The organism is Paenibacillus taichungensis (assembly GCF_047302525.1).
GTDB classification, from domain to species: Bacteria; Bacillota; Bacilli; order Paenibacillales; family Paenibacillaceae; genus Paenibacillus; species Paenibacillus taichungensis_B.
This window is the reverse complement of sequence record NZ_CP168020.1, coordinates 4,771,788-4,793,019: the sequence shown is the minus strand read 5'-3', so window position 1 is coordinate 4,793,019 and position 21,232 is coordinate 4,771,788. Positions and strand designations below refer to the sequence as shown.

At 45.8% G+C, this 21,232-nt stretch carries 15 protein-coding genes and 1 pseudogene; 9 read left to right on the top strand and 7 right to left on the bottom strand.

All coding sequences use genetic code 11. The features are described from left to right. Positions 1-68 precede the first annotated feature (68 nt). Entirely contained in the window at positions 69-788 is a 720-nt protein-coding gene (locus tag ACDJ58_RS21460) for an SDR family NAD(P)-dependent oxidoreductase (RefSeq protein WP_413372807.1), read from the bottom strand. A 46-nt stretch (positions 789-834) separates the two neighbouring features. Beyond that, positions 835-1,197: a winged helix-turn-helix transcriptional regulator gene (locus ACDJ58_RS21455; protein WP_413372806.1), complete on the bottom strand. Its 363-nt coding sequence runs from the start codon at positions 1,195-1,197 to the stop codon at positions 835-837. A 391-nt stretch (positions 1,198-1,588) separates the two neighbouring features. On the opposite strand from ACDJ58_RS21455, the gene ACDJ58_RS21450 reads away from it, so the two are divergent. The 4 genes from ACDJ58_RS21450 to ACDJ58_RS21435 all read left to right on the top strand — a co-directional run bounded on the left by ACDJ58_RS21450 (position 1,589) and on the right by ACDJ58_RS21435 (position 5,597). Further along, positions 1,589-2,155: an NAD(P)H-dependent oxidoreductase gene (locus ACDJ58_RS21450; protein ID WP_413372805.1), complete on the top strand. Its 567-nt coding sequence runs from the start codon at positions 1,589-1,591 to the stop codon at positions 2,153-2,155. 407 nt (positions 2,156-2,562) lie between these two features. Beyond that, the gene (locus tag ACDJ58_RS21445) at positions 2,563-2,922 is read left to right on the top strand and encodes a hypothetical protein (RefSeq protein WP_413372804.1); all 360 of its coding nucleotides are present in this window, start codon (positions 2,563-2,565) and stop codon (positions 2,920-2,922) included. A gap of 37 nt (positions 2,923-2,959) precedes the next feature. Next, positions 2,960-4,195: an exosporium glycoprotein BclB-related protein gene (locus tag ACDJ58_RS21440; RefSeq protein WP_413372803.1), complete on the top strand. Its 1,236-nt coding sequence runs from the start codon at positions 2,960-2,962 to the stop codon at positions 4,193-4,195. A 361-nt stretch (positions 4,196-4,556) separates the two neighbouring features. Further along, positions 4,557-5,597 (top strand): NAD(P)/FAD-dependent oxidoreductase, encoded by a 1,041-nt coding sequence (locus ACDJ58_RS21435; protein ID WP_413372802.1) that lies wholly within the window; start codon positions 4,557-4,559, stop codon positions 5,595-5,597. 80 nt (positions 5,598-5,677) lie between these two features. Here ACDJ58_RS21435 and ACDJ58_RS21430 read toward each other — a convergent pair. After that, positions 5,678-5,893, bottom strand: a pseudogene (locus ACDJ58_RS21430) (sulfurtransferase); the annotation flags it as partial. Positions 5,894-6,118: 225 nt separating this feature from the next. On the opposite strand from ACDJ58_RS21430, the gene ACDJ58_RS21425 reads away from it, so the two are divergent. Both ACDJ58_RS21425 and ACDJ58_RS21420 read left to right on the top strand, forming a co-directional pair. Beyond that, positions 6,119-10,477, top strand: coding sequence for an AAA family ATPase (locus ACDJ58_RS21425; protein ID WP_413372801.1), 4,359 nt, complete (start codon positions 6,119-6,121; stop codon positions 10,475-10,477). Positions 10,478-10,736: 259 nt separating this feature from the next. Further along, complete coding sequence (locus ACDJ58_RS21420) at positions 10,737-14,138, top strand: S-layer homology domain-containing protein (protein WP_413372800.1); 3,402 nt, start codon at positions 10,737-10,739, stop codon at positions 14,136-14,138. A gap of 260 nt (positions 14,139-14,398) precedes the next feature. Here the strand turns inward: ACDJ58_RS21420 and ACDJ58_RS21415 are convergent, their stop codons facing one another. Further along, positions 14,399-15,235 (bottom strand): sulfurtransferase, encoded by an 837-nt coding sequence (locus tag ACDJ58_RS21415; protein WP_413372799.1) that lies wholly within the window; start codon positions 15,233-15,235, stop codon positions 14,399-14,401. A gap of 99 nt (positions 15,236-15,334) precedes the next feature. Continuing rightward, the gene (locus tag ACDJ58_RS21410; protein WP_413372798.1) at positions 15,335-16,279 is read right to left on the bottom strand and encodes a DMT family transporter; all 945 of its coding nucleotides are present in this window, start codon (positions 16,277-16,279) and stop codon (positions 15,335-15,337) included. A 229-nt stretch (positions 16,280-16,508) separates the two neighbouring features. Between ACDJ58_RS21410 and ACDJ58_RS21405 the strand changes: the two genes are divergently transcribed. The 3 genes from ACDJ58_RS21405 to ACDJ58_RS21395 all read left to right on the top strand — a co-directional run bounded on the left by ACDJ58_RS21405 (position 16,509) and on the right by ACDJ58_RS21395 (position 19,133). Then, complete coding sequence (locus ACDJ58_RS21405; RefSeq protein WP_413372797.1) at positions 16,509-17,411, top strand: polysaccharide deacetylase family protein; 903 nt, start codon at positions 16,509-16,511, stop codon at positions 17,409-17,411. Between the two features lie 38 nt (positions 17,412-17,449). Then, complete coding sequence (locus ACDJ58_RS21400) at positions 17,450-18,103, top strand: YkyA family protein (protein WP_413372796.1); 654 nt, start codon at positions 17,450-17,452, stop codon at positions 18,101-18,103. Between the two features lie 142 nt (positions 18,104-18,245). Next, positions 18,246-19,133, top strand: coding sequence for a hypothetical protein (locus tag ACDJ58_RS21395; protein ID WP_413372795.1), 888 nt, complete (start codon positions 18,246-18,248; stop codon positions 19,131-19,133). A 138-nt stretch (positions 19,134-19,271) separates the two neighbouring features. On the opposite strand, the gene ACDJ58_RS21390 is transcribed toward ACDJ58_RS21395, so the two are convergent. Both ACDJ58_RS21390 and ACDJ58_RS21385 read right to left on the bottom strand, forming a co-directional pair. After that, positions 19,272-20,444, bottom strand: a complete 1,173-nt coding sequence (locus ACDJ58_RS21390) for a mannitol-1-phosphate 5-dehydrogenase (protein ID WP_413372793.1) — start codon at positions 20,442-20,444, stop codon at positions 19,272-19,274. Positions 20,445-20,491: 47 nt separating this feature from the next. Next, positions 20,492-21,160, bottom strand: coding sequence for an HAD-IA family hydrolase (locus ACDJ58_RS21385; protein WP_310853797.1), 669 nt, complete (start codon positions 21,158-21,160; stop codon positions 20,492-20,494). Positions 21,161-21,232: the final 72 nt, after the last annotated feature.

Sequence of the window (21,232 nt, the reverse complement as noted above, 5' to 3'; positions counted from 1 at the left end):
CTGATTTTGATTTGTGTATTTTCTCTTGATCAACTTGAGAATTCTTTATAATCCCGTTGGAATTTTGTTTAAGCGTTCAAATCCGTAATTGCCGGCATATTAATTTCTTTTACACAGGCTGCATTGGACAGGCTGACGATGCATTTTACGATAGAAACCATATCCTGAAGAGGGATGCGTGTACCATTATATTCGGAAAGAGCACGGTCAATGCCATCTGTATAAGGAACTTCGGCTGCGAGTTCTCCCGGGTTGATACACGTAACCGCGATCCGGTCTTTTCTTGTATGTTCTCTCAAGGCTTCTGTAACCCCACGAATGGCAAATTTGGAGGCCACAAAAGATACCTGAGTACTGTTTGCATTGCTCAGGCCCGCAGTCGAGCCAATAAGAATGATTTTGCCTGCTGTTGATTGCCTGAGGTGGGGCAATAATGCCTGAATGCACACAATAGCGGATGTTATATTCACATGAATCAGATTACTGATGTCGGAGGGGGTGTCCTTATCGAACGTATAGTGGTCCTCGAAACCCTCTTTTTCCCAAATGCCCACATTGTAAATGAGAACATCCAACGTTTCGTTCTGAAGCACATCGCAGATCTGTTTGGATGCATGGAGCTCAGACAGATCTGCCTGTATCCATATGCGCTCTACCCCATCGTCCAGCTTCAAGTTATCAGGTTTCGTGCGAGACACGACCCAGACTTTATCGCCTTGCTCAGGCACACCCCTGACAAATGCATCTCCTAATCCTTTGCTAGCACCAAATACAAGATAGTTTTTCAATTTAAGTGCTCCTTCTTTTCAAAGTGTCCCGTCTATGGGTACCAGCTCAAAAAGCAGGCTCTTTATTTTCCAATAGTAGAATGTCTTCTCCTTGTTGTTGCCTTAATGCTATATTTTCCCGTCCCCATGTACACATCACATCCACGATCTTGTTGGCGGTGACTCCATACGCTGTGAGGCTGTATTCGACTTTGGGCGGCATCTGTTGGTAAACATGTCTTCTGACAAGGCCGTCCTTCTCAAGCTCGCGTAATTGCTGGATCAGGACCTTTTGCGAGATACCGTCTATACTGCGCTGTAATTCGCCTGTCCTTTTCACGCCAGACATTAATAAACATATGATTAGCGCTTTCCATTTGCCGCCCATAATTTCGAGGGTCGCTTCGATTCCCAGGTTATATTGCTTCATGACATATCACCTCGTTCATGTTACATCTTGTTGATGTGGTATAACTACTCATTTTCTCACAATATGGCTGATGAAGTCCATACACACTTTGAAGTAACCATCTTACTTTCGGGTGTGTATTTTCTTTTTTTCAGGCTTATATGATAATGGCCATATTCGAAAAAGAAGTCTGAAACTGAACCTTATAAATTGAACAAAACATTTACACGAGAACGGAGAGGACAGAAATAACCTGAAGAAGCGGAGCGTTCGCCTTTATCCCCGGATTTTTCCCTTTTGAAAAGGGAATCAAAAAAATCTGGGGATAACAGTGATCGGAAGGTTGTTCTGTCATCGGAGTGGCAAGTGTAAATATTCTTTAGTTCAATTTATATAGAAAGGAATGTTAATCATGAAAACACTCGTCATTCTGGCGCATCCCAATATAGAGGTTTCAAGAGTAAATCAACGCTGGAAAGATGAGCTGCTGCAATACTCCGATGTTACAATCCATGAGATTTATAAAGCCTATCCTGATTGGAACATCGATGTGTCCAGAGAACAGAATTTACTCGAAGCATATGATCATATTATTTTGCAGTTTCCGTTATATTGGTACAGCTATCCACCTTTGTTGAAAAAGTGGTTAGATGATGTTTTTACTTACGGATGGGCGTACGGATCAACAGGTAACAAGCTTCATGGGAAAAAGATGGGCTTGGCTATATCCATTGGCGACAAGAAGGAAAGTTACACAAGGGATGGTTCAGTGTCCTTTACCGTAGATGAGGTGGTTACGCCTTTCAAAGCCAGTATAAATCATGTTGGCGCCGTAGCGTTACCGTATTTTGCAGTCTTTGGTGCCTCATTTCAAGCTACTGATGAAGAAATTAACCAAAGTGCACATGATTATATCCGTTATATCAATGAGTATCAGAGCCTAAAAAGCGATGCAATCGATGAAATAACGTCTCTGTGAATCGTTACATTTCGGAACGGTACGAATGGGAACGAATAACGTGTGCCAGCTTCATTAGACCAAAATAATCATGAAAAGGGCTGTTCCAAAAGTCATGAGCATGACTTATGGGACAGCCTTTTTCCTATTCGTATATAACCCCTTGCGAATACATTTGAATTCCAGCATTTTCAACTGCTTTCATAGAAGCTGTATTATCAAGTTTAAAATGTATTTCTATGTTTTTAAATGTTTAAACGCAACATTAAGAAATTCATATATTGCTTCTTGCGGTAACCTTATATGTCTTATGAATAATGGTGAATTGACGCCTGTCTTTTGTCCACACCGTTGGTTTAATGTTTGAATATTACTATTCATGTGAGCTTAAGAGAGTAAGAGGTTCATAAAAAGGTGGGATGGGGAAGATGGTTATTTTATCAACTGGGCCGATCGAAAACAATCCGGTTTCTGGTGTTAGACCGACACAACAGGTAACGATTAGATTGGTAAGTCGAACTGCTGTAGACTCTGTAACAGTATCCGTTCAGGGGTATGTGCTAAGCACAACAAGAACGCTGTATGTGAGCGAAATGATCAGTATTGCACCTAACGAAGCACTGACCAGAAATTATTTTGCAGACTTAGATGCTTTTGAGTTTGTTTTTGAAACCAGTACGGAAGGTGCGGAAGAAGTAGGAATTTCAGTATGGGGCAAACAAGCGTCGGGACAATTGGTAGATGCACACCGGGTGGTGGAACACGAAAAAACAGTTAAAAACATCTAGCAGATAAAATCTACTCAAAAGAAAGGGGAGAGTAACGATGAGCTTTTTATCAACAGGGCCGATAGAAAATAATTCTGTTAGTGGTATTAGACCGACTCAGTCAGTTACCGTCAGAATGGATAACCGCAGCGATGTGACAGCCTCAACCATACAGCTACAAGGGTATTACATGAGTGGTGGATTGAGGATTCTGTATGTCAGTGAGTCTCTTGACATCGCACCAAATCAAGTAATAACCAACAACTATTATGCCAATTTTGATGCCTTCGAGTTTACTTTCACAACAACAGCGATGGTTGATGATCCTGTTCAAGTATCAGTATGGGGTAAGAGCAGCACAGGCTCTTTGGTAACAGCCCATCGTTTAGTTTCTTCAGAATTACTGGGTGAAATCCCAAGCAGCACTGGAGCAACAGGGGCAACCGGGACTACGGGAGCGACAGGCACACTAGGTGCAACCGGAGTAACGGGAGCGATAGGTACAGCAGGCACAACCGGAGTAACGGGAGCGACAGGCACAGCAGGGATAACCGGAGCTACGGGAGCAACAGGTACAGCAGGCACAACCGGAGTGACGGGAGCAACAGGAACAGCAGGCACAACCGGAGTAACGGGGGCAACAGGCACACCAGGGACAACCGGAGTAACGGGGGCAACAGGCACACCAGGGACAACCGGAGTAACGGGAGCGACAGGCACAGATGGCACAACCGGAGCTACGGGAGCAACAGGGGCAGCAGGGGCAGCAGGTTCTGGAGCACTCATCCCTTACGCATCAGGACTTCCTGTTGCGTTGACTACGGTATTAGGCGGACTTTTGAATACCTCCAGTTTAGTTGGATTTGGCAACAATGCTACAGGAATAAGTGTTAACGGAGGGATTATTGATCTCACAGGCGCTGCAGGCACCTTGCTTAACTTCGCTTTCTCGGCATCGCGTGCAGGAACGATTACTTCACTGGCCGCTTATTTCAGTACAACAGCTGGGCTTAGCTTGGTTGGATCTACAGTAACCTTAACTGCACAACTATACCATTCGACTACACCTAATAACTCCTTTACGGCTGTACCGGGTGCAGTGGTAACCTTGGCTCCACCACTGACCGGCATTTTGTCATTGGGCACAATATCCAGCGGATTGACTACAGGGCTGAGTATTCCAGTAGCCGCCGGCGACCGCCTGCTTATGGTCTTCTCAGCATCAGTAACAGCCGGAATTGATGTGGCTTCAACCATAGCTGGATATGCAAGCGGAAGTCTTACCATCACTTAATTTCGCTTTATATCAAGTCCAGGAACAGGGACCCTTGCCGATCATGGCGGAGAGGTCCCTGTCTATGTGTGAGCGTACCACTAGAGAATAGCACTATTAGTTCAAATCGCAGGTTTCGTCTGGTATACAGTGTGCATCCTGTCCGTCCTATTTCGTATTACAGTCAATTGGATAGAAACGACAGTGGCTGAAATTGCGGCATTATTTGCTAGAACAGTTGATTTACCTCAAGTTAGTCCTCGTCAGCAGGAACCGGATTCTCCTTAGAACTATTCGAGTCGCTCCAGCTCCGCTCATATGTTATAACGTCTGATTATCATAACGCCTATGTTACAATAGGGTGAAAAAGGAGGAGTCATTATTGATTAAACAAAAAATTGTGATTATCGGTGCAGGGATTGTCGGGGCGTCCATGGCCTATCATCTGGCCAAACGAAATCAAGATGTAACCGTTATTGAACGGCATCCTGCAGCGGCGCGTGAAGTCACGGATAAATCTTTTGCCTGGATACATACGACTCATAGGGTGGCTCCCGATTACTGGCATTTGTACGATGCAGCTTTGGAAGAATATCATACGCTTCAGCAAGAGTTACCCGAACTGAAAATTCATTGGCATGGAGCGCTAACTTGGGACACTCCGCCCCTAAGGGAGCAACCCCACTTTCAAAAATTAAACCGGGAGCAGATTGAAGCATTGGAGCCGAATCTGCTGGACTATCCGGACGAAGCGATGTATGTCAGCGAAGAAGGTGCGGTAGACCCCATAGAGATAACGGAGCTGTTGTTGAACAAAGCACGGGAGTATGGAGCAAAGGTTCAGTTCGATACCAACGTTACACAGCTTCAGCAAGAAGATTCCCGTTTGGTCGGCGTGCATACGTCCAACGGTTTTCTGGAGTCGGATGTCGTAGTATTGGCCGCAGGTACAGGCGTCCCCGAACTTTGCAACCCGTTAGGTTGCCCAGTGCCAGTAACGTCGTCGCCTTCCATTCTGATTCGGATGAAAACTGCGAATAAACTGATCCATACATTAATCTCCAATGCGCAATTTGAAGCGCGTCAACTGACAGAATATACGTTGCTGGCTGCGGAAGATTATATCGACGAGTCGGAGGAAAACGGACCAGAGGCGGTTGGTAAGCGAGCGTTCGACACGTTGCGTCGCAGTCTGAAAGATGGGAATCAACTGGAACTGGAAAGCATAAAGGTCGGCTTGAGACCTATGCCTGAAGACGGCTATCCGATTGTGGGCTTTCAAGATCACGTAAAGGGACTTTATCTGACGGTGATGCATTCTGCGATTACGCTGGCGCCGTTGATTGCGCGTCTAGCTGCAAGTGAAATCATCGATCGGGAATCAAGAATTGAATTAGAACCTTGTCGACTCTCCCGATTTTAGAACCATACGAAAAATAAAAGAGTACATCGCCACATGACCGATGTACTCTAAATTACATATTATATATCTGCATAAGCCTTCTATTCTTCTCCAGTCGCAATAGAATTGTCACTGTAAGAAATCCAATCGCTCCAGCTTCCCGCATACTACTTCACGTTCGAATATCCTGCTTCTTCCAGCGCTTTGGCACCACACCAGCACCCCTCTGAATCCAACACGTCTTTCCAAAAGTAGTTCACCGCACCTGGAATATGTCCTATCTTGGTATTGATCGGTTCTTTCATGCCTGCGTAGCGAGAGTAAAATTTGATACTTCAATATATCTATAAATTCTGTACCATGTAATCAGTTTGAAGGTACAACCTAGTTGATGGGCTGTTATGATGATCGAGATAAGCGCTCATCACGCATGATGCAAAGATTTTGCAATCCATAATGGATACTTCATGATAGAATAAGACGAAATATAGAATCATGGAATGATCCAGTAGTTTGAAAAATCAGATGGGGGAATTGAAGACTTGGCGCAGGCAGACAGAATGACCCTAAAGGAATGGCTGGATGAGACCCCGGTACTCGTTCAGACGTTTTTACATATGGCTATATCTATTACGGAACAAGTTCATGCGGCACATAAGCGAGGCTCTGACCTGGGGAATTTGAATCCCGCTCATATACGGATCGATTTGGAAACCCGCTCAGCTGTGGTTCAAGAAAATCATGAGACGAATTATGTCTATATCTCACCAGAGCAAACGGGGAGACTGCACCGTTGGCCGGATGAGCGAAGTGATTTATATGTGTTGGGCATGATCTATTATGAAATGCTCACAGGGAAAGTACCGTTTCAGGCCGAGAGTGCTGAAGATTACATATATGCCCATCTAGCTATTGTTCCCACAGCGCTGAGAGAGCTGCGTCCGGAGCTTTCCGAATCGCTGGAAGCGATCATTATGAAGCTGCTGTCAAAGTCGACAGAGGCGAGGTATCAGAGCACGTATGGGCTGTTAGTGGATCTGAAAACATGTCTTTCTTTACTCATGAAAGAAGGTCATATCTCATTTTTTGAAATTTCGCGTGCAGATGAAGCAAGCCGTTTTCGGCTGCCAAGAACACTTTTTGGCCGTGAAAGGGAAGAAGAGAAGCTTCGCGAGGCACATGATCAGGTTCGTTCTGGAGAATCGGTGTTGATGTTGGTTAGCGGTCAAGCGGGAAATGGGAAAACGGCACTCATCCGACAATTTCAAATGCAAGAAATACAAGAATGTGGTCTGTTCATGGAGGCGAAATGTGAACCGAAGAATCACGATGTTCCCTTCTCACCCATGCTTCAGGTGCTTCAAAAGTTGATTAAGCACACGTTGGGTGAAACACCGGAGCGACTGAACATGGTGAAGACCAGATTAGCAAAAGTACTAGGGCAGGGCGCAGGTGTTCTTGCAGCACTCCTTCCGGAAGTACAAACCCTACTTGGAGAGACTCCTGCTGCGGAAGCCCTACCACCTGCTGAGGCAACGATTCGACTCCACCGTCTGCTTCCTATATTTATAAAAGCATTTATAGACAGAGAACATTCACTTGTTCTATTTCTGGATGATCTCCAATGGGCCGATTCAGCTACTTTGGAAGTCCTTCGTACCATTGTACATGATAAGGTATTGCAGGGTTTATTCATCATAGGGACTTTCCGTGACGAAGCCATGCCAGAAGGAATAAGTAGCGCAGATCCCGAAGCTGCAGCAACCGTATGGATTGAAAACGTTCTTGCCTTGAAAGGAAGTTATACTCCGATTTCGTTCCAGCATATTGCATTATCCCCCCTGTCCTATAATGAGGTTAGACGATTTGTATCACAGACATTGAATGAAAACACGGTTAGGATTCGCTTGCTTGGGGAGTCGTTATATCATCGAACGGGTGGGAACCCTTTATTTTTACACCGTCTACTAGATAGCCTGTATAGGGAAAGAAAGATCTATTTCGATGAGGAATCATCCATGTGGACTTGGGAAGAAGCTATAGTAACACAGATACCTTCAGACCCGGGTGTTCTTCATTTCATTGGTGAACGTATACGGAAGCTACCGACAGACCAGATGGAGTTGCTTGTTATTGCAGCGGCTATTGGTCATCGCTTTCCTCCTTCAACGCTCGCTCTGGTAAGTGGCCGTTCCGTTACCTATACACGACAGTGCTTACAATTTTTCGAGGAAGAGGGTTTATTGTACCGAGAGTATGATGCCCATGAAACGGAAGAAAGTTATTATAGGTTTCTACATGACAGGGTACAGCAGGCTGCTTATATGTCTGTTCCAAAATCAGCGAAAGCAGCCCTGCATCTGAAGATTGGACGCGTGCTGCGTACTAATTCATCGGCCCAACAGGAAGATGCTATTTTCGATATGGTGTACCATTTAAATCTAGGTATGGACGATATGGTGGAGGAGTCAGAGAGAAACGAATTGGCTGAATACAATCTTCAGGCAGGTCTGAAATCGAAAGCTGCGACTGCATATGCAGCCGCCCTGCACTATTTCGAAGTGGGATTACGACTTGTGAAGGATGACGAGAAGAGAACAGATTCACTGGTCTATCGTTTGCTGCTGGAGATGCCAGAATGTGAATATATGTGCGGTCGCCAGGCTGCTGCGGAAGAATTGCTCAACCGGTTAATGCACTGTACAACAGACTTGGTTGAACGCTCGCAGATCTATCTGATACGGATTGGTATGTATAGTTATCTGAAGAAAAATGATATGGCCGTACAGATCGGGCGGCAAGCGCTGGAGGAATTCGGTTGGAAACTACCGCTCAAACCTCAAAAAGCAGTAATTGTCAAAGAAGTGATGCTGACGCAAATAGCGTTGCATAACAACCGTAAAAATCTTGCTCACTTACCCATAAATCGTGACCCACATTATAAAGCGCTCTCTAACCTCATCATGGCGATATCAACGTCCGTCTTTATTACAAGTCTGGAGCTAACTGCCATGTTATTCTCAAGATTTATTCGGTATGGTCTGAGGCATGGGAACAACGAAGCTTTTGCATTTATACTCGCTGGATATGGTTTAGTCATTCTTAGAAATAAAATTTCTCTATCTCGTAGCGGGCTTCATTATATTGATACGGCAATCCTCCTTTCTGGCTCATTTAATAGTATGGACTTACGATGCCGACTGAACTATATCCGAGGGCTTGCCAGACTTCAACCGAATCCGGAAGAAGGCTTCAAGCATTTGGAGAAGTCGATGCACTATGGGATGGAATCTGCCAATCTGACTTATGTAAGTATTTCGATGTTGACGAGTGTGACAACGCATATCGGTGATTTGTATGCATTGACTGCACGTATTTCGATGTATGAAGAAATTTCTCAGATGCTTGTAGATGAGGAAACTCACAGCATATTCCGGATCGCAAGGTGGTATATCGCGAAATTACAGGGGGAGGTTGAAGAAAGCGATAAAGTCGTTTTGCCTTTAAAGAATAGCCGTTCAGACGAGACACTGAATAATGACGTGTATTATCTCTGTACCTGCCAGATTGAAATTGCTTATTTGGAAGGACGGTATCATGACGCGCTTGACTGGGTAGAGGAAGGGCGGTTCAACACGTTTAGGCAGACACGGATGCAAGTTCGCAAGCAGCACATCTATCACTCGTTAACTCTTGCTGCTATGTATGATGATTCGCCGGAAGAGGAGCGTGAACATATCCGTTCCAAGCTTACTAAACTGTTGCATTCAATGAAGAATTGGACGGGGTATTATGGGAATCAATCTTCAGCTTATCTACTCGTCACTGCCGAACTCAAGCGGATTAATGGGCATCGGGCAGCTGCGACGAAAGGCTATGATGAAGCGATTCGTACTGCACGATTAGAGAGTCATTCTTTAATGGAGGGTATTTCGTTAGAACGGGCTGCGATTTTCTATAGAGAAGCGGGCAGTTCAATTGGAGCAAATACCCTCATGGCAGATGCTTGTGCTGCTTATTCAAGCTGGGGGGCTATTGCCAAGGTCAGAGAACTGAAAGAGTCGTACCGCGAGTGGGGATCAGTATCAAGTGTACCGGTAACACCGTACAGGATGATGGTGAAAGAAGTTGGCGTTACATTGAAGATGGAAAGGACACCCATTATCGCAAGCGAGAGGACGCTATTGCAGCAAATCTCCGAATGGTCCAGTACAGAGATCAACGAAACGGTACTCCGTCGTTTCCTCGAAACCGTAATTAGACATTCAGGCGCGGTGAAAGGGTATATACTGAACAGCAATGAAGGACGCTTTTCCATTACGGATCAGGCAGGTGGGTCGCTGCACGCTCAAGAAGCTATTGTCTACGCGGAGTCTATTGCTCGATATGTGATCAAAACGGGCGAAGCGGTTATGCTTGCAGATGCTTCGCGCAGCTTCTATGCAGCGGATTCTTATATTCGTCGGGTTGAGTCAAAATCGGCTCTATGTATGCCCATTCTTGTTCCAGGTAAACCATTGCTATCGGTTCTTTATTTGGAAAATAACTTCATTTCCGGTGTGTTTACCAAGGAGGTAATGGACATGCTGGATCTGATGATCACTCGGATGGTATACCTCAAATCACTGGAGGAATCCCATATACTTACAATCGCTTCCGGTGATGCAGAGCCTCCTCTTGCAGCCACATTGACGGAGGATCGGACGGAGTTGCTTGAGCAATTTACGAAACGAGAAAAAGAGATTTTGCACGTTCTGATGGATGGTTTTTCTAACAAGGAAATTGCTAATCAACTGGGATTAACTGAAGGAACCGTTAAAAGTTATGTTTATCGTATATATGGAAAATTAGGAGTGAACCGTCGCGCTCATGCGATTGCACGAGCAAGAGAACTACTTTAAGAAGATGCAATGTATGGAATAGAGTGATGTAGAAGCCGATCATTAACGTCGTAAGGGGCGCTGATATTGGCTTTTTCGACTTTTTTTGCGTCATACTCACTTTAGTGAGTATTCTTTTTCAAACCCTAATAATATGATAGGCCTTTACAAAGTGCTATGACAAATATCATGAAATGGGAGTGAAAGAAATTCTATGGTACAGAGGGCAGGAACAGGTAGATCAAGAAAGACTGGTTTAATCGGAGTGCTGTGTTTGGTCATGATGATTTCATTATTCGGACCTATGGTGAATCCTTCGCAGGTATTTGCGGCGACAGGCTTTAGTGGCGGAACGGGAACGGCAGGTGACCCCTATATCATTACAACACCTGAGCAGTTAAATAGCATTCGCAGTTATGGTAGTAGCTACTTTAAGCTCGGGGATAATATTGATTTAACGGACTACCTTTCTCCAACGGGTGCAGGATATAATGGTGGTCAATATTGGACACCTATTTCTTATTTTTCAGGCACTTTGGATGGTGATGGTTACACGATCAAGGGACTGAAAATAAAAAATAATAATAATTTTATCGGTCTCTTTGGAGACTTGGCTTCGGGTTCTTATATAAAAAATATTGGATTGGAAAATGTGGATATCATTAGTAGCGGGATGTTTGTAGGTGGTATAGCAGGTGCCCAAAGGAGTCAGTCAACAATATCAAACAGTTATGTGACTGGTGACGTTAAAGGAGCTAACTATGTAGGGGGCCTGATCGGATATCAAGATACAGGTGTGGTTGTAAACAGCTATTCTACAGCTAAAGTTCATGCTTCATCTCAACAAGCAGGTGGTTTAATAGGGCTTGAATATCAAAGTTCGACCAAAAATAGTTATGCTGCAGGTAGCATTACTGGCAGCAACACTACCGGTGGGTTGGTGGGCGGTACTTATCCAGCTCCTAACGCTAGCGTACACGTGGATACCTATTATGATCGAGAAGTTTCAGGGCAATGGGATAATTCAGGGAAAGGTGTACCTAAGACAACTGCGGAGATGAAAACGATTTCCACATTTTCGACTTGGGATTTTGACAATGAGTGGTTTATCAAAGAGGGGCATTATCCTCAACTGCAAGTGTTCCTGGCTGACACGCCTAGAGCAGATATTGAAGGTGGGCTTGTCGCGTGGAAATCACAGATCGCGCTTAGCAGCGGGACGACGAACGCATCTATCTATTATACAACGAACGGCGATGAACCAACGCTGAACAGTACACTATACGTCTCACCAATCGTGGTGACGGAAGATATGACGATTAAGGCGATTGCTGTTAAAGGAACGACATATAATGAAGTGATGACCGAAAGCTATACGGTTATAGGAAAAGCAGCAGCACCCGCAACGGGAAGTTTGTTGCCAGGGACAGATTTTGACACCACGCAATTAAATGGTGTTACGGATGAAATGGAGTACAAAGTAAATAACGGGAATTACAATGCAGTTACAGCGGATGATAGTTCAGTTGATAACATTAGTGTACATGCAGGAGATACAATCTCTGTCCGTATAACGGCAGAACCAAGTGTTCCAGCATCCGAAGCTCAAGTATTGACGGTTGGTATCGCAGATATTCATACCAGAAGCACAGAGTCCGCGTTAACCTCAACCATTGGAACGGTGAGCACAGGTGGCACATTGAATGAAACGATTACGAACATTCCATACGGAACAACGTTAGCTGCGTTGAAGGCAGCGATTACACCAGCAACCAATGCGATTTTTGAAGTCTATGAGGCGAATGGAATAGACTTAGCTACCACATTAGAGACGGGGAACAAAGTCATTGTTACAGCACAGGATACAACTACGAAGACTACGTACACCGTAACGATGCAAGCAGGTGCTCCAGCGGTACATTTGTCACCTGGGACAAACGGTGGCACAACGCTTTTGGATGGTGTTACTGATGCGATGGAATACAAAGTGAATAGCGAGAATTACGTTACCATTGCAACAGGCGATACCTCAGTGGATAACATTAGCGTACAAGCAGGAGATACAATCACTGTACGTACAGCAGCTACACTGGATACACTGCCATCCGTGGAACAAGTGTTGACTGTTGATTTAACAGACATCAAGCCCAAAAGCACAGAGTCCACGTTAACTTCGACCATTGGATTGGTGAGCACAGGTGGCACACCGAATGAAACGATCACGAATATTGCTTACGGAACAACTTTAGCCACGTTTAAGGCAGCAATCACACTCGCAGCTGGTGCAACATTTGAAGTCTATGAGGCGGACGGAATCAATCCAGCGGTCACCTTAGCGACAGGAGATAAGGTCATTGTTACAGCACAGGATACAACCACGAAGACCACGTACACTGTAACGATGCAAGAAGATCCACCAGCTTCAGTATATTTATCACCAGGAACCAACGTGGATACAACGCGTTTGAATGGTGTTACGGATGCGATGGAGTACAACGTAAATTACGAGAGTTATGTTGCCATTGCAACGGATGATACTTCAGTAGATAACATTAGTGTACAAGCAGGGGATGAGATCATTGTACGTACAGCGGCCACACTGGATACACCGGCATCTGCTGAGCAAGTATTGACGGTTGATCCAGCGGACATAAAGGCCAAGAGCAGAGTTTCCACGTTAACCTCAACCATTGGAACGGTGAGCACAGGTGGCACATTGAATGAAACGATTACGAACATTCCATACGGAACAACGTTAGCTGCGTTGAAGGTAGCGATTACACCAGCAGCCGATGCGACATTTGAAGTATATGAGGCGGACGGAATAACTCCAGCGGTTACATTAGCAACGGGGAACAAGGTTATTGTTACGGCACAGGATACAACCACGAAGACTATTTATGTCGTGAGAGTGGAATCAGCAACAACACCAACAACACCAACGACACCAACGACACCAACAACACCAGCACCAACGCCGGCACCAACGGTACCAACACCAGCACCAACGGTACCAACGCCGACACCTACTGAACCAACGCCAGTACCAACGGAACCAGCGCCAACACTTGTCGTAAGTAAACCTGTTTACAGTGACAAAGTGGATAAAAAGGTAGTAGCTGAAATTAAACTAAAGGCCGAATTAGCAAGTCCAACAACCTTTAGCGATGTGAAAATGACTTCTTGGAGTTATGCTGACATTGATTACGCTACACGAGCTGGAATCATAAAGGGATATACAGACGGTACATTCCGAGGTGAGGCCAAAGTAACTCGTGGGGAATTTGCACAAATGCTTGTAAAAGCACTTGGACTTACAGCTACAGGAACTGAAGTTGTTACAGATGCAACGGGTCATTTTGCTGAAAATGCGATTCGAACCCTGCTAGAAAAAGGAATCATGACTGGATATGCAGATGGAAGTTTCGGACCTAATCGTGACATTACACGAGCTGAAATCGCAGCATTACTAGCTAGAGTACTTGATGTAACCCTGCTAGATACCAACTCTAAATTTGGGGATATTGATGGTAGCTGGGCAAAAGATCAAATTAACGCATTAGGTAATGCCGGAATTATAAATGGTAAGAAGGTACATGAATTCACGCCTAATGCCAACGCTACCCGAGCAGAATCAGTCGCGTTGATCGTTCGACTTCTTAAGTTGGTACCTACGGAATAAATAGTAAAGCAATACAATCGTCGCTTAGCATAAACAATTCAAAAAGAACGACTTCTGGGAGCCTGATTCTAGAAAGTAATACTTTAGGGGGATTATAGTTTATGTGATTTGTAACTGTTCTCGCCTTTCCTCAGAGTGATTCCGTGTTGATTTCTGCTCTCATTGGCGATGTATGAACCAGAAATTGGCGTATTTGCAGAAATGTCTATAACAAATCAAAGCCCGCGACATTCGCGGGCTTTCTCTTGATCTATTACACGTTATTCCTCTCCGGTAGCCACCGGATTCTCCTCATAACTGATCCAGTCGCTCCAGCTTCCAGAATACAACTTCACATTAGAATATCCCGCTTCTTCCAGCGCAATCACATTTGGGCAAGCGGAGACACCGGAACCGCAATACACGATAATCGCACCATCTTTGTCCAGCTTGTTAAAGCGTTTCTCCGCATCTTGTTCGCTCGTCCAGCGTCCTTCCGAATCCAGCACATCTTTCCAAAAATAATTCAGTGCGCCAGGAATATGCCCAGCCTTAGCATCAATGGGTTCCTCCAGTCCAGCATAGCGGCGGGCATCGCGTGAGTCGATCAACACGGCGCTGCCACTTGCAGAGACTTGTTGCACATCCTGCACACTTGCAAGCATCTGAGGCTGTAAGTTCACCTCAAACGAAGCCGGAATCTGAATCGGCACATCCGTTGTCACTGGAAACTTGGCATTTTGCCAGGCAGAGAAGCCTTCATCCATGACATACACCTGTTCATGTCCCAGATAACGAAGCAACCACCACAATCGCGAGGCGTTCATACCGCCTTGGTCATCGTAGGCAATAATACGTGCATTCGAGCCGATGCCAGCTTTGGAGAGGCGATTTGCCAGAGCAGCCGCATCTGGAAGCGGGTGACGCCCTCCGTGGGTAGATACAGGAGCGGACAGATCCTTTTCCAGATCGAGATAAACGGCACCTGGAATATGTCCAGCCTCGTAAGCTTGTCTTCCGGCATCCGGTTGACCGAGCAGGAATCGGCAATCGGCAATGACGACATCTGGTTCATACATTCTGGCGAGCAGCCAGCGCATGGATACAATATTTTTCATGAAAACACACCGCCTTATATGTAGTGGGATGGATTCAACCGGAATCTGCGTGATGCAGTTTCCAGTTGTTTTTTACAAATATCCTAATACAAACGCAAGTTACACCACTGTAGGTTCGACAGGCCCTTTTCCAGCTATAGGAGCATCTGAGGGAATGGGCTGTGGTTTGGTTTTGCCATACCGAATGAAGATCCATACCCCGAAAATAATGACAACCCCGGCAGACATCTGAAGCCCGTTGAGGGATTCACCGAGTAGCATCCAGGCCAACAGGGAGGAAAATACAGGTTCCCCCAGTACCCCCATCGATACTGTCGTAGCATTCATATATTGAAGCAGCCAGTTGAAGAGATAATGTCCAAAGATCGTTGGCACGATTGCGAGCAACAGGAAAATTCCCCACTCGGAAGCCGCATAACCGCCAAACGGGTGACCATTAACCAAATTATATACCGCAAGCGTACAGGCAGCTACGAAAAATACCCAGAAGTTATAGGAGAAGGCACTTAGTCCGGCACGTAAAAACTGTCCAAGCAGCATGTGTACCGCCACAGCGATCGTTCCGAGCAAAGAAAGAATATCCCCTCGCAGCGCTGTGCCTGCCAACTGGAAATCTCCAGCTCCAATAGCGATCGATCCAAGCAGGGCAACGCCCATACCGATGATCATCATGCGGTTGATTTTGGCTTTGAACAGCCAGACGGAACCGGCGAGAATCAATATAGGCTCCAAAGCGAGAATGACCGTTGAACTGGCTACACTCGTAAGCCGAAGCGATCCCATCCAGAGCAGGAAGTGCAGTGCAAGCATCACGCCGGATGCGAGGAGTAAAGCCCACTGTCTGAAGTTTAAACGCATCATCTCGTGCCGGTATTTCCACACAAAAGGCAGCATTAGCAGATTGGTGAGGAACAGTCGGTACATCGCAATGACGGCGACGTCGGCTGTGGACCAACGTACAAAGATGGAAGAAAACGAAATGGCAATAATGCCGACAAAGAATAGCAGAAAGATCGATCTGCCGGCACGGTTCAAGCTAGTCATGGATGTGGCTCCTTCTTGAAGTCAAATGGCGTAAATCAATTTATTATACAGGACATGATGCCCACAGGAAAAGTATAAGAGAAAAAATAGATAAGTAGATTGTAACCGGGCTTGTAACTATTCTGTCATTCTCCAGGACCATTTTTCTATTAATCTTCTATATAGAGACATGAAACGATATAATGTACCAATAATCGGGAAAAAATGAAAGTAAGGAAGTGGCCTGGAAGTGAGAGTTCAACAACAGAGAGCGGGAGAGAGTGGCGGCATTCCGCATAGAACAAGCCGAACCAAGACGCATGGAAGAAGAAAAATCCGGTATGGGAGACTGAGTGCTGCGCTGGCGCTTCTGGCACTGCTCATTATCGGTTTAACATATGTATTCATTGGCATGACGCACTGGATCAAGGAATATGTAGCACCTCCGCCAGTAGCTGCGATTGAACAGCCAACCAACCTTGGCATGATTGAAATGACACCGGAGTCCAAAGAGGAGCCTGCGCGGTTCCAGGGTCAGGTGCGCAAGCTGGCATACATAACGTTTGATGATGGACCAAGTGTATATACCGATCAACTGCTGGATATTTTGAAGCAGCATGAGGCAAAGGCAACCTTTTTCATGATTGGACGTCAGTTGAATCAACACAAGGAAGCAGTGGAACGGCTTGTCAAAGAGGGCAGTTATCCGGGGCTTCACAGCATGACACATAACTATAACAAATTGTATAAGAGCGGAAACTCCTCTAATTTTGTGAAGGAGTTCAAAAAGGAGCAGAAGATGGTCAAGGATCTGATCGGTTTTACGCCGCATCTGATTCGTGCTCCGTACGGCAGCAGTCCCCAGATCGGAGAATCCTTCAGGGGTGATATTGCTGCGGCCGGATTCAAAATGTGGGATTGGACCACCGACTCCCTTGACTGGAATCTTCCAGGTCAGCCGGACAAAATCGTGGAGCGGGTTAGCAGCAGTGTGCATCGGGATAAGGAAGTGATTTTGATGCATGAGCGCGAGCAAACGGTTCAGGCACTGCCACGCATTTTGAAACTGCTTGAAGATCGGGGTTATGAGTTTGAGGTCTACGATCCGAATGCACATTGGGTAGCGAATTTTAGCGCAGACACCCGCTTGTAATAACAACATAGCAGTTGCAAGAGAGGAGGCACCCCGAGGTGCTTAGAAGAAAAAAGATAGCTCTGGCCGGGGTCAGCATATTGCTGGCTCTGCTTGTCAGTGCTTGCGGTCAGCCGCAGGTACCTGCGGCAAATCAAGTCAATCAACTGATTCTTACCGATCAGGAGATGAACCAGAGCCTGAAGGAGCTTGTTCATCATGAACGGGAAGACATGGAGTTGTATACATCGATTTTGAACAAAGGAAAGAACAAGAACAGTAATCTGGAGGCCTTGCTCGATCAGGCAGAGGAACATATTGCCAAGCGAAGCACACTGCTGGAACAAGCTGAAGCGGTGATGAGCAGGACTAAAGAACAGATGGAAGAACTGCGAACTTCGCTGGATCAGTTATCCTTTGAGAAGGAAGAGAACCTGGCTCAGGCCCACACGGTATTGGATCAGTATGAGCAAAGAGCTGCGTCGCTTGCAGCCTTTGTTGCCTCCTACAGGCAGAGCCTTGATGCGGACGAGCAGTTATATGCATTAATGAGAGGCAATGTGGAGCCTAATCTGGTCAAGATCAAACGTGCGATTCGGGAACGGAACAGCCAATATGCCAAAGTTGCCGAGTTAAGACAGCAGTTCAACAAGCAGACAAAAGCTTTTAACGGAGCCAACGCGAAGCTTGTACAAATGGAGCAAGCTGGCTGACTATTTATGGTGTCAAAGGAGCATTGAACACTTTCGATGATTGAGCGACGGGTCAGCCGTGTAAGTAATACTAAGCTGTCAAGTTAACAAGTCAGGCAACATGGACAAACATCATTGCGTATAAGCTAACGGAGGTGTTCATATGCGAAATACTATGAATATTAGTGCATCATTCCTTGTTTTGGTTATGGGATTCTCTCTTGTGGCCTGCGGCAACAGTAGCCCGACTGCTCAGCCACCCGCGAATAATACAGAAGAACAGACACCGGCACCAGGGAAGCAGCCAGAGGAAAGTGCTGTGATTGAAGCCGAAGGCATTTTGACCGGATGGGCAGACCCGCACACGGTTGAAATTCGTGTGAAAGAGGAGCCGATGTCTTTCCAGGTGGGTGAAGATCTGCAGAAATCTTTGGATGACATTGATGATGAGGATTCCGTTCAATTCAAATATGTAGAGAAAGCCATTGAAGGCGATACAACGACCAAACAGCTGGTGCTTACGAAAATCGCCAAGGTCGAGTCCGATGACAGTAACGGTACGAATGCGGGTGGTAATGTTACATCGGATCGTGCCAAAACATCCGAGCTGGAAGTGACCGTGGAAGGCATGACCGAAAAGCGCCCGGTTACACTGGCTCAAGGCAAAGGATACTCATTATATGTGTTTGAACCGATGGTTTACGATGCTGATGATCATGAACTGACTATGAAGATTGATCCGGATTACGAGGTAGAGATTGAAAAGCTGCCTTTGGATTATAATCTGAATGAACTGAAGGCGGATGCAAAGAAAGAACTGTCAGAAAACGGAGCGGTCAAGCAAATAAGCGAGGAAAAGCTTAGCAATGGCCCGATGAAAGAGGCAAAATTGTTCATGATGTCTCAAAATAATAAGAAAACAGAGTATTTCATCGTGAAAGAGCTGGATGGCAATGGCTTCGCTTTCCATATCCATGCACCGGTTGGCGAACCTTCCGAGGGCTTCCTGCCTATGGTTTATGCCTCCATTAATTCCATCATGAACGAGTAATTGTGCTTCGATATTAAATATGTATGCCGTGAGTTTGAAAAGAGCCGGAAGGAACGATGCGATAAGCATAGGTTCCTCCCGGCTTTTTGGCCGTATGTCTATTCAGTTGCTGAATCAAACCTTTAGTCCCATCTTTAATCAGGTTAAAATGGTTGATTCCTGTCGCCCTTTGAGCTCTTCATAACGGGCAACGGCATGCTGATGAACGGGATGTTCGTCGGGAATTCCCATGCGCTCACGAATGAAGGCAGAGACGCCATCTTCGCGAATCAGGTGTTGGAGCTTCATGGCTTCCTCGTCGTGTTCATGATTGAACAGCATCGCGGCTGCCATAGCGGAAGTTAAATGAGGAATGTCAATTCCGAATTCGCTGGCCTGCATCGCTGGGCGAACAAGCCGGTCGTAAGGCGATAACTTGCGAAGGGGTGAACGTCCGACCCGGGTTACCTGATCCGTCAGGTTCGGGTTGGCAAAACGTTCGAGAATCGTATCGATATATTTGCTGTGTTTCTGTGGATTAAAACCGTGTTTGGCGATGAGCACGGCTCCGGTTTCTTCCATTACGCTGCGTACCTTGGCACGGAGCGGTGCATGGCCCATTGCTTGCCGGATCGTCTTGAATCCTTCAAGATATCCGAAGTATGCGGCAACGCAGTGACCGGTATTTACCGTAAACATTTTGCGCTCAATATAAGGTTCAAGAGAGTCCACGTAGTGCACACCTTCAATTTCCTTAAATCCTTCCAGCAGTGCAGGGCGATGAATCACCCATTCATAGAAAGGTTCAACGGTAACTTGTAGCGGGTCTTTATGGTTCTGAGCGGGGACAATGCGGTCTACCGCTGCATTGGGGAATGAGACACAACGTTCCGCTTTTTCCCGGGTCTCTTCATCCAGAAACGGATATACCCGTTTTTTCAACCGAGTGCTGCCTCCGATGGCATTTTCACAAGCGATAATGTGGAGTGGTGCAGAATTGTTATTTTTCATACGCAGATAGATGCCTTTGGCGATGGGTTCAGCGATATCTTCCAGCGCCGATACACCGACGGCTGTTGTGATCAGATCTGCTGAAGCAATCTCTTCAGCAACGCGATCCTGTTCGCTGACATTAATGGCGGTTACGTTATTCACAATCGTTGTATCCTGATCCGCATTTGCGAGGGTAATGGGATACTCCTGCCTCTTTTGAAGCATGGCGATTTTCTTCGGGTTACGTGCGACAAAGCAGACTTCATAATCGGAAGCGGACAACATATGACCGATAAATCCGCGGCCAATATTGCCCGCACCAAAATGTACAGCTTTCATGTGTGAACTCCCCCTTTAAAATTTGAAATGCGAAATTCGTTCCGTCCTTAGACCGTAGTGACGAGTGGTTTCGAAATCAAATCGTTAAATTCGAGGTCGGTCAGGCATGACAGCCGTTGGTGAGGCATATCGAAATCAAGTGTCCCGGTAATGGTATTCGAGATGACAACGCAGTGAATACCAGCCGCAGCAGCTGCACGCGCGCCGTTAGGTGAATCCTCAATCGCTACGGCTTCGTCTGCAGTTACTCCAAGGGCTTCAAGTGCTTGATTGTACAATGCAGGATCAGGCTTCACATGGGCAACGTCATCTGCGGTGCGAATGACTTCAAAGTAATCCTTTAGCTTGAGCTGTTCCAGATGCTGTTCAACCCATTCTCGTTTGGAGCTTGAAGCGACAGCCAGTTTCAATCCAGCTTTGCGTGCAGCTTCAAGGTAATTCTGGATACCGGGTCTTACCTGTTCTTTGTTCATTAATGCTGCATGATGCAGCTGAACGGATTCCCTGAACGCTTCCCGATCGATCGGAAGATTCAAATCTGTGATGAGGTACTCATAAGGATTAAATGTTTTCAGACTGGTACCGATGCATTGCGAGTACATCTCCAGGGTTAAGTCTACGCCGTGTTCCTTGTAGGCATCACGAAAAGCAACATACCATGCTGTCTCCGTATCAATAATCGTTCCATCGAAATCAAAAACCAGTGCCTTAATCATAAATTTGTTCCTCCTGTTTCAGAATTAGTTTTAGGATAAAGCTAAATCATTTTCTCTGCTAATACACACCGT